The organism is Variovorax sp. Varisp53, from assembly GCF_059491555.1.
Window position 1 is genome coordinate 4,512,613 of sequence record NZ_CP168512.1, and the last position, 14,427, is coordinate 4,527,039.

A 14,427-nucleotide genomic window follows, 5' to 3' on the forward strand; every position below is an offset into this window, starting at 1 on the left:
AGATCTTGAAGAATAGTTCTTCAGTGGATAGGTCTTGGCCAGACGCCGAGCTCTGCCGCAGACGTGCGGGATCATTTCCCGCCCGGATGCCGAAGTTTGGCACGAACCCACCAGAAGACCGCAACTGCTGCGAAGCGGAAGCTCGCTGTAGAAACCGAAGTGCCACATCGAGCGCCAAGCCATCTTCGAAGACTTGGCGCCCAGAGCCCTCACCCAGCCGGGCTCATCTCCTGATACAACTCCACCGCCTCCCGCGCCAAATCAGAAGCAATCCAAAGCAGATTCTCCCGATGTGCCTCCCCCGCATCCTGGAACCATCCGTCTCCGGCGCCGTAGAAGCACCAAAGCAGTGAGTTCAACTGCTCCAACTTGTTCTCAAGAAGATCGGACGCATCGGGTGTCGTGGTCGCGTCCGCAGATGCCGGCCTCGCAGGCCCGGCCATAATTCGTTCAGCCATTGGTGTGCCCTTCCATAGTTCAGCACGTCACTTGGTTAGACGGTCAGGGTGTTCGCGCACCTTGGCCGTCGCCTTTTGTGCCCCACGTTCGCGTCGATGCATGCCGCATCAACAGCCCGCCGTGAGGCGAAGCGGTTCGTTCATTGGTGCAAAAAGAAGTAGTGCCCTCCATGCCCACTTGGTGGGTCGTTCGACCACAGGGGCATTCACTGTATAGAAGGCCAGCCTCGCACAGAAAGAACTTCTGTTGAAGATTCCTCGATTCCTTCGAGTAATCGCCAATCGGCAGCGTCGGTACACAAAGCGCTGACAGTCAACAAAGCAGGCAAGCGCGACTCAGGAGCCCTGCCCAAACTCCCGCGCATGCTCCACCGCGTACTTGATGAGCTCGGCCTGCCCTTCGATCCCCAGCCGCCGCTTGATGCTCTGCCGGTGCGCCTCCACCGTGCGCACGCTCAGGCCCAGGTCACGCGCAATCTGCTTGCTCGATTCCCCTCGCCCCAGCGCAGAAAGAATCTCGCTCTCGCGCGGGGTGAGCAAGGGCCTCGGCTCCTGCGTGCGGAACAGCTTCTTCGACACGGCCGGGCTCAGGAACGTACCGCCCGCCGACACGGCCTCGATGGCCGCGACGATCTCGGCCGCGGGCGCGTCTTTCAGCACATAGCCGCGCGCGCCCACCTGCAGGGCCTTCTGCACGTACTCGGGGTTGTCGTACATGCTGAGCATCACGATGTGCGGCGCGCCCTGGCGTTGCAGCAGCAGTGCCGCGAGCTCGATGCCGTTCATGTCCTTCATGCCGACATCCATCAGCATGAGGTCGGGCCGCACGCTTTCCACCAGCTCCAGCGCTTCGGCGGCGCTGCCGGCCTCGCCGACGATCTGCAGGTTGGGCATGGAGCCGAGCCGGGCGCGCAGGCCGTCGCGCACCAGCGGGTGGTCGTCGACAAGAAAAAGCCGGATGGTCTTCGTCGTCATCATGTTGTCGTGGATGCGGGTGCTTCGGCCTTCGCGCTGCGGGCCGGCACCTCGGCCTCGATGGAGGTGCGCCCCGCGTTGGAGTTCATGGTGAGCCGCCCGCCGATGGCCTCCATGCGCTCGCGCATGTTGCGCAGGCCGATGCCGCGCCGCGGGTCGAGCTGCACGGCCTGAATGTCGAAGCCGGTGCCGTCGTCGCTCACTTCCAGTCGCACGCCCTCTTCGTCGTCGAAGTTCAGCGCTATGTGCACGTGCTGTGCGTGCGCGTGCTTGCGCACGTTGGTCAATGCTTCCTGCGTCAGGCGGAAGAGCGCGGTCTTCACTTCGGGCTGCAGCTCGAAGGATTCGCCGCCGACCATCATCGACGCATCGACGCCGCCCTCTTCCCTGAACTCGTCGACCAGCCGCTCCAGCGCGGCGGGCAGGCCCAGTGTGTCGAGCAAGGCTGGGCGCAGGCGGTGCGAGATGCGGCGCACCTCGATCAGCGAATCGTTGAGCCGCTGCAGCGCCTTGGCCAGCGCGGGCGGCGTGGTGGTGTGCTGCTGGCGGTCGAGCGACTCCACGGCGGACTCGATCAGCAGCTTGGCCGACACCAGCGTCTGACTGGTGCCGTCGTGCAGCTCGCGCGCGAGGTGGCCGCGTTCTTCTTCCTGCGACTGCACCACGCGCCGCGCGAGCAAGCGCAGCTTGGCCTCTGCCGTGCGGTGCTCGCTGAGGTTCAACAAGAGGCCGGCGGCGCTGACCACGCCGAGGCACAGCGCAGCGATGCCGGCAATCCACAGCAGCGTGGCGGTGACGTTGGCGTTCATCTGCCGGTCGAGGGTGTCCATGGTCGACTGGATGTCGTCGAGGTACAGGCCGGTGCCGACCATCCAGTTCCAGCGCGGCAGCGCCGTAACGTAGCCGAGCTTGGGCGCCATCTGCGCGCTCGATGGCTTGCGCCACTCGTATTCGATGTAGCCGCCGCCGTTTTCCTTCGCGCCCTTGATCAGTTCCTGGATGGTGTAGCGGCCGCGCGAGTCGCGCAGCTCCCAGAGGTTCTTGCCGACCAGCTCGGGCTGGCGCGAGTGCATGAGCGAGTTGCCCTCGAGGTCGTAGACGAAGAAGTAGCCGTCGTCGCCGTAGTTGAGCGCGGCGAGGCGGCGCAGGGCCTCGTTGCGGGTGGCTTCGTCGTCCTGGCCGGATTCGTACAGCGGAAGCAGGTTGCTCACGGCCAGGTCGACGTAGCTGCGCAGTTCGCTGCGGCGCTGGTCCATGTAGCTGCGCTCGATGAGGGCGCGCTCGCGCTGGGCGAGGTCATGCTCCTGGTGGCGCACCGCGAGGGCCACGAGCACCAGTGCGATGAGCAAGGGTGCCACGGCGAGCGCAACGATCTTGGTGCGGAGGTTCATCGGGGGGCAAGGCTACCACCGCCGCCTGGCCGGCCTTTCAGAACTCGGGGTTCGTCAGCGGCAGCAGGCCGCGGTCGTCCAGGGCGTCGAGCAGCGCGTCCTGGTCGGCGCCGCCTTCGAGGATCAGGTCGAGCCCCTTCCCCGACTCCGGACGAATGGCGAGGAAGGTGAACTCGTAGCCGATGCCGCTCACACGGCGGCGGCTGATGCGGTCCCGGCGCAGGTCGAACTGCCATTCGCCGTCGGTGCTGTGCAGCCGTGTGCCATCAAGCTCGAAGGCGCGCACCCGCGAAGGCGAGAAGGTGCTGATCTGCGAGATGGGAATGGCCCAGACCAGCCACGCGACCAGCGGCATGAGCACGCAAAGGCCCACCGCAGTCTTCACGAAGCCCGCATCCCCCGCATTGAGGAGCAGCGCAATGCCCACCGCGCCCGCGAGCGCGTACCCCGCCCAGATCCAGGCCCTGAAGCACCGCCAGCAGAAAACCATGGCGCGGCTTTGCCGCTTGCCCCAGCGCGTTGCCTCGATGCTGCTCCTGAGGGCAAGGTAGTGGCTGATGACCGGGGCCAGTTCGTCGACGCACACGGTCAGCAGCAGCTTCCTGAACGGCCGGGTGTGAACGATCAGGTAGTTGTCGCTGTCGGGAATGCCTTCGATGGCCAGCACGTCGATCCAGTCGACATGGCCCAGGCCCTGCACGCAGAAGCCGCCTTCACCGGCGTCGACCTGCGTGCGTCCGCTGAACAGCTTTGCGCGGCGCTTGCCCGATGGCAGCCAATGCGCTTCGACCCAGAGCCAAGCACGCACGACGACCACCAGGCCCACAAGCCACAGCACGAAGAGCACGAGCATGGCCGCCATGTCGCGCGCAATGCGCCAGCCCGTCGCGTCGGGGTCGAGAAGCCATACGGTCCCCGCGAACATCAGGACGGAGTAGGCCGTGCAAAGCAGCAGGATGGGCCAGATGCCGCTGGCATCGATCTGCGTGACCTGGATGGACCGCGAAAAAGCCGGAGAACTCATTGAAGGCAATTGAACGCAAAAGCGGGCGAGTCTACGGGCGCATGCGTCGGCTGCCGGCTACCACCGGCTACTGGCCCACGGCTGCGGGTAAAGGCTGCCGGCGGAACTCGGTCGCGTAATGCAGCAGCGCCACCAGCACATACCCGCCGCCCAGCAGGCACAGCCCGCTCCATCCATGAAAGGCGTACACGGCGGCCGCAATGCCCGAGGCCACGGCCGCGCAGATGAAGATGAAGGTCATGAACAGGCCGTTGAGCCGGCCGCGCAGCTCCGGCGCGAGCATGAAGAGGCTGCGGAAGTTGAGCACCTGACACAGCTGCACCGCGCCGTCGAGCAGGATGCCGGCCGCGACCAGCCCCGCCAGCGAGCGGTAGTGCATGGCGACGGCGCCCAGCACGAAGGAGAACAGCGCAACGGCAATGGCGGCGCCGGTGGCCGGACGGGTCAGGCCACGGTCGGCCAGCCGGCCGGCGATGGGGGCCATCAGCGCACCGGCGGCGCCGGCCAGCGCAAAGGCCGCGATGCCGCCCTGGCCCATGCCGAATTCATGCGCCAGCGCCAGCGGCGCGGCCGTCCAGAAGGCCTGGAAGCCGGAGAACATCATTCCCTGGTACAGCCCGCGCCGGCGCAGCACGGGCGTGTGCCAGACGATGCCCGGCAGCGAGGCCATGGTGCGCGCATAGCCCACCGACGCATGCGGCCGGCGCTGCGGCAGCGCGCGCCACAGCACGGCGATGAGCGTGGCCATCAGCACGGCCGACACCCAGAACACCGCGCGCCAGCCGAGCGCGGAAGCCACCACGCTGGCAAAGGGACGTGCCAGCATGATCCCGCCCAGCAGGCCGGCCATGATGTTGCCGACCACCTTGCCGCGCGTGGCCTCGGGCGCGAGGTGCGAGGCGAAGGGCAGCAGCACCTGCGCCGCGACCGCGCAAGCCCCCACCACGAAGGAAGCGGCCAGGAAGGTGATGGCCGAGTCAGACAACGCGATGCCCACCAGCCCGATCACCGCGCCGAACAGCGCGCCCACGATGAGCCGGCGGTTCTCGACCACGTCGGCCAGCGGCACCAGCAGCAGCAGGCCGGCGCCGTAGCCGAGCTGGGTGAGCGTCATGATGAGCCCGGCCAGGCCGGTGTGCAGCTGCAGCGTGTCGGAGATGGGGCCGATGAGCGGCTGCGCGTAGTAGATGTTGGCCACGCACAGGCCGCATGCGACGGCGAAGACCAGCGTGAGGGCCGGGCTGAGGCCGGGCGCTTGCGCGCCGGAAGAAAGTGGAGCTTGAGGAGATGGCACGAGGAGCCTCTTTGGCTGGCGGGGGAGGTGTCGGGCAGCGGGGTCAACACAAGGGTTAACCCGGAGCGCGGCACCTTAGCACGGGCGCCTGGTCTCTGCAGGCGAAGGGGCTGACCCTTCTTCGCTCAGCTGCCTCGGTCAGTCCGTGCTGGTGGGCCGGCCGGAGGCCACCCACGCATCGAGCCCGCCCGTCAGCGGCAGGGCCCGCCGCGCACCACGCGCCAACAGCACGCGCGCGGCCTGCGCGGCCGACACCTCGTTGGGGCAATTGCAGTACAGCACCACGTCGCGCCCTGCCGCGTGCGACAGGTCGAGGCTGCGCTGCTGCAGCGCCTTGAGCGTGTACGACTGAGCACCCGGAATGCGGCGCGGATCGACCTGCACGCCGGCCTGGCCGCGCACGTCGATCACCAGCGGCGGCTCTTCGCCGTTCAGCAGTTCGTGCAGCTCTTCCACCGAGATGCGCGGCATGCCCGTGAGCCGCATGAAAGCGCGCCGGCGCCAGTAGCGCACCGCGAGGATCACCAGCAGCACAACGGCCACTGCCGCGGTGGCGATGCCGCCGGCCTGCGCCAGCACGGCCAGCACTTCCTGGATCTGGTTGCGGAACACCCAGCCCAGCCCGAGGAACAGCCCCGTCCAGACCAGCGCCGCGCCCACGTCGAAGCCGATGAAGCGCCGCACCGACATGCCCAGCGCCCCGGCCATCGGCGGCGCCACCACCGACACGCCCGGCACGAACTTGGCAGCCACGAGCGAGAGGCCGCCCCAATCGGTGATGAGCGATTCGCCGCGCCGCACGCAGGTGTCGGGCGACAGCGAGATGCGGCACAGCATGCGCATGAAGCGGTAGCCGAAGCGCCGCCCGGCATAGAACCACGCACCGTCGCCCAGCAGATTGGCGATGACCGCAGCCATCACCACGCCGGGCACCGAGACATCGCCGGCGGCCAGCAGCGCGCCGGTGAGCACCAGCACCGCGGCCGCCGGCACGGGTAGCCCGAGGCGCGCGGCGAAGCTGGCGGCGAACACCACCAGGATCGCGTTCTGCACGAGCAGGGACATCAGCTGCGCCATGGCTGCCCTTGTCGTGGCCCGGATGGGGGTGGAAATTGCGGAGGTTGCGTGCTGTTCATGCCGGCAGCGATTCTCCGGCATGGCCCAAGAACGTACCGGGCACAGGCCATTGCAGGATGGCTTCAGCCAGCAAGCTTTCCCGAAGCGCGCGATACGCTGAAGCCGAAGGTATTTAGGCCGCCTTCGCTGGCTGCGCACACCTGCCCGCCGTGCATGCTCGCCACCGCCTTCACGATGGCCAGCCCCAGCCCGTGGCCGTGGTGCTCGCCGCCGTCGTTGCGCGCCTCGTCGACGCGGTAGAACCGGTCGAAGAGGTGCTGCAGATGGTGCCCGCCGATGGGCTCGCCCGGGTTCGACACGGTGATCCACGTCGCAGCCGCTTCCTCGCGCAGCGTGACCGCGATCTGCGCACCCGGCTTCGAATGCTCGATGGCGTTCTGCAGCAGGTTCGACATCGCGCGGCGGAAGAGCGCGCTTTCCAGCCGCGCCTCGGCCAACACGTCGCCCTCGATGACCACTTGTGCGTGAGTCTCGTCCAGCACGAACTCGAAGAACTCGATGGTCTTGCGCACTTCCTGCGCCACCGGCGTGAGCACCAGTCCGGTGGCCACTTCGCCGCGGTCGGCGCGCGCGAGGAACAGCATGTCGTTGACGATGGAGCGCACCCGCTCCAGGTCTTCGAGGTTGGCCTGCAGCACCTCCTGGAACTCGCCCGCACTGCGCTGGCGCGACAGCGCCACCTGCGTGCTGCCGATGAGGTTGGCCAGCGGCGTGCGCAGCTCGTGCGCCACGTCGGCGTTGAAGGCCTCGAGCTGGCCGTAGGCTTCCTCCAGCCGGGCGAGCGCGCCATTGAAGGCCTCGGCCAGCGCCGAGAGCTCGACCGGCAAAGACTGCGACTGCAGCCGCTGCGACAAGGTCTTGGGCCGCAGCGCCTGCGCCTCTTTTGACAGCCGCTCCAGCGGCCTCAGCCCCACGCGCGCGATCCAGTAGCCCGCGACGGCCACCACCAGCACCGCGCCCAGCCCGAGCGCGACCAGCGCGGTCAGAAAGGCCTGGCGCGTGCGCGCATAAGGCTCGGTGTTGCGCCCGACGATCAGCCGCACGGCCGGCCGCTGCTCGAAGGCGTCGATGTGCACGGACAGCGTGCGAAACGGCCGCTCCTGCCCCGGCAGCACGATGCTGCCGGTGTGGCCGTTGGCCTCGCGCGCAAGGCCGTCGATTTCGGCCAGGCCCTTACCGTACTGAAAGCGCGGATCGTCGCTGAGCACCCAGAAGCGCACGCTGCCGTCCTCGGGCGTGAGCGTGTCCATGCGCGCCTGCACGCGACTCCAGCGCTCGGGGGTGCCGATGGTCCTGATCCAGAACTGCAGGCTCTTGAGCGTGGTGTCGAGTTCTTCGTACTGATGCCGCTCCAGCTCGCGGGCCAACACGTTGTGCAGTGCGAACCCGATCAGCGCAAAGGTCGCGAGCGCCGCCGCGGCGAACATGATGACCAGCCGCGCGGTGATTGAGCGCTTCACGGCGCCGCGCCCTCCCCCTGCGCTGCGTTCTCGCCGTCGCGCACTTCCATCACATAGCCCATGCCCCGGATGGTGTGCAGCAGCTTCGGGCTGAAGGGCACGTCGATCTTGTCGCGCAACCGCTTGATGGCGACCTCGACCACGTTGGTGTTGCTGTCGAAGTTCATGTCCCACACCAGCTCGGCGATGGCGGTCTTCGAGAGGATCTCGCCCTGGCGGCGCGCCAGCACGGCCAGCAGCGCGAACTCCTTGGCCGTGAGGTCGATGCGCGTGCTGCCGCCGCCGATGCCACGAGAAGCCTTGCGTGCCAGCAGGTCGATCTGCAGGTCGGCAATGCGCAGCTGCATCGGCTCCTGCTTGCGGCCGCGCCGGTTGAGCGCCTGCAGCCGCGCCAGCAGTTCGAGAAAGGAGAAAGGTTTGACGAGATAGTCGTCCGCGCCCTCGTGCAGGCCCTTGATGCGGTCTTCGACTCGATCGCGCGCGGTGAGCATGATGACCGGCGTCTGCTTCACGGCGCGCAATGCGCGCAGCACCGAAAAGCCGTCCTGCCCCGGCAGCATCACGTCGAGCACGATCACGTCGTATTCGTGCGTGAGCGCCAGGTGCTGGCCGTCGATGCCGTTGTGCGCCATGTCGACCGCGCAGCCCTGCTCGGTCAACCCCTTGGAGAGGTAGTCCGCGGTTCTCAGTTCGTCTTCGACAATCAGGATCTTCATGGCTTGGGTTAGCGCTGCGTCAACCGGTGGCGCTCATCCGTGCTGCACCGCGGCGGCCGACTGGGCCTTGCCTTCCTTCCGGGCCTTGCGCGCTTCCTTGCGGCGCATGTACCAGTAGTGGGCGCGGTCGAGGTACAGGTAGACCACCGGGGTCGTGAACAGCGTGAGCGCCTGCGAGAGTATCAGCCCGCCGACCATCGCGTAGCCCAGCGGCCGGCGCAGCTCCGAGCCCGAGCCGTGGCCCAGCATCAGCGGCAGGCCCGAGAGCAGCGCGCACATGGTGGTCATCATGATCGGGCGAAAGCGCAACAGGCAGGCCTGGTAGATGGCGTCGTGCGGCGTCATGCCCTGCTCGCGCTCGGCCTTGAGCGCGAAGTCGATCATCATGATGCCGTTCTTCTTCACGATGCCGATGAGCAGGATGATGCCGATCAGCGCGATCACGCTCAGGTCGTAGCCGCCCGCCATCAGTATCAGCAGTGCACCCACGCCGGCCGAGGGCAGCGTCGAGAGAATGGTCAGCGGGTGGATGTAGCTCTCGTACAGCAGGCCCAGCACGATGTACACCGCCACCAGCGCCGCCGCGATCAGGTAGGGCTGAGAGGACAGCGAATCCTGAAAGGCCTGCGCCGTGCCCTGGAACGAACCGGTGAGCGACTGCGGCAGCCCCATGTCGGCCTGCGCCTTGTTGATGGCGTTCACCGCGTCGCCCAGCGCATGGCCCGGCGCGAGGTTGAACGAGATGGTCACGGCCGGGAACTGGCCCTGGTGGCTGATCGAGAGATAGGCCGTCTTGCTGGTGTCCACCTTCACGAAGGTCGACAGCGGCACCTGCTGGCCGGTGAGGGGCGAGTTGAGGTACAGCTTGCTGAAGAGCGCCGGGTCTTGCTGCAGCTCGGGCGTCACTTCCAGCACCACGTGATAGCTGTTGAGCTGCGTGAAGTACTGCGCCACCTGCCGCTGGCCGATGGCGTCGTACAGCGTGGCGTCGATGGCGGCCGGCGAAATGCCGAAGCTCGATGCGCGGTCGCGGTCGATGGTGAGCACGGCCGAGGCCGCGGCGTTCTGCTGGTCGGTGGCCAGGTCGGTGATCTCGGGCAGCTGCTTGAAGCGCTCCAGCAGCTTGGGCGCCCAGGTGTTGAGCTCGTCGAGGTTGGCGTCGGTCACCGTGTACTGGTACTGCGTGCGCGATGCCCGGCCGCCCACGCGGATATCCTGCCCGGCCTGCAGGAACAGGTTCACGCCCTGCACCTTGGCCAGTTGCGGTCGCAGCCGCGCGATGACCTCGTCGGCGCTGGCGGTGCGGCCCTCGTCCTTCGGTTTCAGGCTGATGTAGAAGTTGCCGGTGTTGTAGGTGGACGAGCTGCCGTTCATGCCGAAGCCGGTCACGTCCGGGTCCTTGCGCACCACGTCGGCCAGCTCGACCATGCGGGCGTTCATCGACGCGAAGGAAGCGTCCTGCGCCGATTCTGCAAAGCCCGAGATGAAGCCCGTGTCCTGCTGCGGAAAGAAGCCCTTGGGAATGAACACGAACAGCACGCCCGTGGCCGCGACCGTGGCGATGAAGGTCATGAGCGTGATGAACTGGTGGTCGAGCACCACGTGCAGCCCGCGCTTGTAGGCGCCGAGCATGGCGTCGAAGCCTCGCTCGAAGAGCTGGTAGAGCCGACCGTGCTGGTTGCCGTGCTCGTTCTTCAGGAAGCGCGAACACAGCATGGGCGTGAGCGTGAGCGAGATCACGACGCTCACCACGATGGTGAGCGTGACCGTCACCGCGAACTCGCGAAACAGCCGCCCGACGATGCCGCCCATGAGCAGCAGCGGAATGAACACCGCCACCAGCGACACCGAGATGGAGATGATGGTGAAGCCGATCTCGCCCGCGCCCTTGTACGCGGCCTCCACCGCCGACATGCCCTCTTCGACGTAGCGGTAGATGTTCTCCAGCATCACGATGGCGTCGTCCACCACGAAGCCGACCGCGATGGTCAGCGCCATGAGCGAGAGGTTGTCCAGGCTGTAGCCCAGCAGGTACATCACCGCCACCGTGCCCAGCAGTGCCAGCGGCACCGTCACGCTGGGAATGAGCGTGGCCGGCACGTTGCGCAGGAACACGAAGATCACGGCCACCACCAGCGCGATGGTCAGCAGCAGCGTGAACTCCACGTCCTTCACCGAGGCGCGGATGGTCTGGGTGCGGTCGATGATGGCGTTGACGTCCACCGTCGGCGGGATCGACGCCTTCAGCCTCGGCAGCGCTGCGTTGATGCGGTCCACCGTCTCGATGACGTTCGCGCCGGGCTGCTTGGTGATGGCCAGCACGATGGAGCGGCCGTTCTGCACGTTGCTGCCCTCGGGCGCTGCGGCGCCCGCGTAGGCCCAGCCGGCGATCTTCGCGTTCTCGGGCCCGTCCACCGCCACGCCCAGGTCGCTCACGCGGATGGGCGCGCCGTTGCGGTAGGCCAGCACCACGTCGTTCCACGGCTTGGCCTTGAGCAGCTGGTCGTTCGTGTAGACGGTGAAGCTCTGGTTGGGCCCGTCGATGGTGCCCTTGGGCGCGTTGACGGTGGCCGATGCGAGCACGGTGCGCACGTCTTCCAGGCTCAGGCCCAGCGCGGCGAGCTTGGCCGGGTCGAGCTGCACTCGCACCGCTGGCTTCTGCGCCCCGCCGATGTTGACCAGGCCCACGCCCGATATCTGCGAGATCTGCTGCGCGAGGATGTTGTCGGCGTAGTCGTTCACCTCGGTGAGCGGCAGCGTCTTCGACTGCACCGAAAGAATGAGGATGGGCGCGTCGGCCGGGTTCACCTTGCGGAAGGTGGGCGGGCTCGGCAGGTTGGCGGGCAGCTGGCCGGTCGATGCATTGATGGCGGCCTGCACGTCGAGCGCGGCGGCGTCGATGCTGCGGTCGAGGTCGAACTGCAGCGTGATCTGGGTGGAGCCCAGGCCGCTGGTCGAGGTCATCTGAGAAAGCCCGGCGATCAGCGAGAACTGCCGCTCCAGCGGCTGCGCCACGTTCGACGCCATGGTCTCGGGGCTGGCGCCCGGCAGATTGGCCGAGACCTGGATGGTCGGAAAGTCGACCTGCGGCAGCGGCGCCACCGGCAGCAGCGGAAACACCGCCGCGCCGACCAGCAGGATGGCCAGCGCCAGCAGCGTGGTGCCGATGGGGCGCTTGATGAATGCGGCGGAGATGCTCAATTGCGGCTCCCGCTGCTGCTGGCGACCTTCGCTGCGTCCTTCACCGCGTCTTTCACGGCAGTCTTCGCCGCGGGCGGCGGCTCGACGATGGTGGCGCCGGGCTTGAGCTTGTACTGGCCATCGATCACCACGCGCTGGCCGGCCTCCAGGCCCTTGTCGATCACCGCCGTGCCGTCGGCGATCTGCACCACGTGCACCGGTACGTTGGCGACCTTGTTCTCGGCATCGACCGTCCAGACGTAGGTGCTGTCCTGTCCGCGCTGCACGGCGGCGGCGGGCAAGGTGAGCGAGTCGGGCCTGCGGTCGAGCTGCAGCCGCACGTTGACGTACTGGCCGGGCCACAGCGTGTGCTGCGGGTTGGCGAAGTTGCCCTTGAGCTGCACGGTGCCGCTGGTGGTGTCGATCTGGTTGTTCAGCAATATCAGCTTGCCGGTGCCCAGCATCTGCGTGCCAGCGCGGTCATAGGCCACCACCGAGAGCGGCTGGCTGCTCTGCTGCTGCACGCGGTTGATGTCCTGCACAGCGTCCTCGGGCAGCGTGAACTGCACGGCGATGGGGTCGATCTGGTTGATGACGACCAGCCCGCCGGTGTCGGCTGCATGGACGATGTTGCCCGGGTCCACCAGCCGCGCGCCCACCCGGCCGTTCATGGGCGAAGAGATGCGCGTGAAGCTGAGCTGCACCTCGGCGTACTGCACCTGGGCGGCGTCGTTCTGCACGGCGGCTTCGAGCTGGTTGACCAGGGCCTTCTGCGTGTCGACCTGCTGCTGCGTCGCGGCGTCCTGCGAGAGCAGCGTGGTGTAGCGCTTGAGGTCGGCACGCGCATTCGCCAGCGTGGCCTGGTCCTTGGCCCGGGTGGCCTGCGCCTGCGCGAGCTGCGCCTGCAGCGTGCGCGGGTCGAGCTGGGCGAGCAGCTGGCCGGCCTTCACGTCCTGCCCTTCAACGAAGCCGACCTTGTCGAGCTGGCCGTCGATGCGCGCCTTGACGGTCACGGTGGCCATCGAGGCGACGGTGCCGATGCCCGAGCGGTAGACCTGCACCGTCTGCGGCGTGACGCGCGCGGTGGTCACCTGCACGGGCGGCGTCTTGGGTGCATCGGGCTTGGCGGCGTTGGCGGTGTGATGGGTGAGCGCCCAGGCGCCGCCGCCGAGCACGAGCACCAGGGTGGCAGTCGCGAGCCAGGTGGAGCGGCGCTGGAACAAGGGGGGCGTGGTGGTTTCTGCGGTCGTCGTCATGGCATCAATTCCCGGAAGTCGTTTCTGCGGCGCTCCAGCCGCCGCCCGTGGCGGCGATCAGCGAGACGCTGGCGGCCAGCTGGCGGCCGAGCACCTGCGCGGCCGTGCGCTGGTTGGTGAGCGAAAGCGTCTGCGCCGTCACCACGCTGAGGTAGGTGGCAGTGCCCGCGCGGTACTGGCTCAGCGCCAGGCGCTCGGCGAGCTGCGCGGCGCGCACGGCGTCGGCCTGCAGCGTCGATTCGTTGTTGAGCACGCGCAGGGTGGCGAGGTTGTCTTCGACCTGCTGGAAGCCGGCGAGCACGGTCTGCTTGTATTGCGCAACCGAGGCGTCGTAGGCAGCCACGGCCTGGTCGGTGTGTGCCTTGCGCAGGCCGCCGTCGAACACGGTCTGCGCCAACGCCGCGCCCAGTGACCACACGCGGCTGGGCGTGTTGAACAGCGTGCCCAGCGTGGCCGCGCTGAAGCCGCCGCTGGCGCTGAGCACGATCTGCGGGTAGTAGGCGGCCTTGGCCACGCCGATGTTGGCGTTGGCCGCCTGCACGCGGCGCTCGGCGCCGGCGATGTCGGGGCGGCGCTCAAGCAGCGCCGAAGGCAGGCCGGCGGGCGTCACGGGCAGCTGCAGGTGCAGCGCGGCGGCCGACGAGAGCGATTCGGCGGTGGGCGGATTCGACGATGTTTCGAGCGGCGGAAGCGTGAATGACGCGGGCGCCTGCCCGGTCAGCACTGCGATGGCGTGTTCGAGCTGGCTGCGCTGGGCTTCGAGATCGACCGCCTGCGCCTGCGCGGTCTTGAGCTGGCTCTCGGCCAGCGCCACGTCGGAGCGCAGCACGGTGCCGGCCGCGTACTGGTGCTGCGTGAGCTCGAGCGCCTTGGCGTAGGCGGCGGTGGTGCTGGCGTACAGGCTGCGCTGCAGGTCGATCACGCGGATCTGCAGGTAGTCCTGCGCGAGCGCGGTCTGGATGCTGAGCCGCGCGCCGGCCAGGTCGTCGGCGCTGGCCTGCGCGCCGGCATTGCCGGCCTCGACCGAGCGGCGCACCGCGCCCCAGATGTCGGGCTCCCAGCTCGCGCCGAGGCCCAAGGTGTCGGTGGTGCCGAGCTTGACGGTGCCGGTGCTGTTGGTCTGGGCCCGCGTGGCGCCGGCATTCAGGCCCACCGAGGGGAAGAAGCCGGCGCGCGCTGCCGCGGTGATGGCCTGTGCCTGCCGGTACTGCGCCTCGGCCACGCGGATGTTCTGGTTGGCCGCGTTGGCCTGCACGATCAGCGCACTCAAGGTGCTGTCGCCGTAGGCGTCCCACCAGGGATGGTCGGCGTCGATGGTCTGTGGGGCGGCCGTCTTCCAGGGGCCGCCGGTTTCCTTGAACGCGGCGGGCACATCCAGCTGCGGGCGGACGTAGTCGGGGCCGACGGCGCAGCCCGCGAGGAGCAAGGCGGCCAGCGCGAGGGCTGCGCGCGGGAGATGAGGTATGTCGGAAAGAACCATGATGAGGGCACTCTAGGCACCCCCATCAAACCCCTCGCTGTCGACTAACTGACAGT

Annotated in this window: 11 protein-coding genes; all 11 read right to left on the minus strand. The window is 67.9% G+C overall.

Features of this window, described 5'->3' with window-relative positions; all coding sequences use genetic code 11:
- Positions 1–209: 209 nt before the first annotated feature.
- Positions 210–458 (minus strand): hypothetical protein, encoded by a 249-nt coding sequence (locus ACEOAB_RS21055; protein ID WP_413749171.1) that lies wholly within the window; start codon positions 456–458, stop codon positions 210–212.
- Positions 459–794: 336 nt separating this feature from the next.
- Positions 795–1,436 (minus strand): response regulator, encoded by a 642-nt coding sequence (locus ACEOAB_RS21060; RefSeq protein ID WP_413749172.1) that lies wholly within the window; start codon positions 1,434–1,436, stop codon positions 795–797.
- Positions 1,433–2,824, minus strand: coding sequence for a cache domain-containing protein (locus ACEOAB_RS21065; protein ID WP_413749173.1), 1,392 nt, complete (start codon positions 2,822–2,824; stop codon positions 1,433–1,435). The genes ACEOAB_RS21060 and ACEOAB_RS21065 overlap by 4 nt, the downstream gene beginning before the upstream one ends.
- A gap of 37 nt (positions 2,825–2,861) precedes the next feature.
- Entirely contained in the window at positions 2,862–3,848 is a 987-nt protein-coding gene (locus ACEOAB_RS21070; RefSeq protein WP_413749174.1) for a hypothetical protein, read from the minus strand.
- Between the two features lie 67 nt (positions 3,849–3,915).
- Positions 3,916–5,142 carry an MFS transporter gene (locus tag ACEOAB_RS21075; RefSeq protein ID WP_413749175.1) on the minus strand — a complete coding sequence of 409 codons (1,227 nt, stop codon included), beginning with the start codon at positions 5,140–5,142 and terminating at the stop codon, positions 3,916–3,918.
- A 138-nt stretch (positions 5,143–5,280) separates the two neighbouring features.
- Positions 5,281–6,219 carry a VTT domain-containing protein gene (locus ACEOAB_RS21080; protein WP_413749176.1) on the minus strand — a complete coding sequence of 313 codons (939 nt, stop codon included), beginning with the start codon at positions 6,217–6,219 and terminating at the stop codon, positions 5,281–5,283.
- 122 nt (positions 6,220–6,341) lie between these two features.
- A complete protein-coding gene (locus ACEOAB_RS21085; protein WP_413749177.1) occupies positions 6,342–7,739 on the minus strand; it encodes a heavy metal sensor histidine kinase in 1,398 nt (465 codons plus the stop codon).
- A complete protein-coding gene (locus ACEOAB_RS21090) occupies positions 7,736–8,455 on the minus strand; it encodes a heavy metal response regulator transcription factor (protein ID WP_413749178.1) in 720 nt (239 codons plus the stop codon). Before ACEOAB_RS21090 ends, ACEOAB_RS21085 begins: the two co-directional genes overlap by 4 nt.
- A 33-nt stretch (positions 8,456–8,488) precedes the next feature.
- Complete coding sequence (locus tag ACEOAB_RS21095) at positions 8,489–11,656, minus strand: efflux RND transporter permease subunit (RefSeq protein ID WP_413749179.1); 3,168 nt, start codon at positions 11,654–11,656, stop codon at positions 8,489–8,491.
- On the minus strand, positions 11,653–12,891 hold the full coding sequence (locus ACEOAB_RS21100; protein ID WP_413749180.1) for an efflux RND transporter periplasmic adaptor subunit: 1,239 nt from the start codon (positions 12,889–12,891) through the stop codon (positions 11,653–11,655). The genes ACEOAB_RS21095 and ACEOAB_RS21100 overlap by 4 nt, the downstream gene beginning before the upstream one ends.
- A 4-nt stretch (positions 12,892–12,895) precedes the next feature.
- Positions 12,896–14,371 carry an efflux transporter outer membrane subunit gene (locus ACEOAB_RS21105; protein WP_495653097.1) on the minus strand — a complete coding sequence of 492 codons (1,476 nt, stop codon included), beginning with the start codon at positions 14,369–14,371 and terminating at the stop codon, positions 12,896–12,898.
- Positions 14,372–14,427 lie beyond the last annotated feature (56 nt).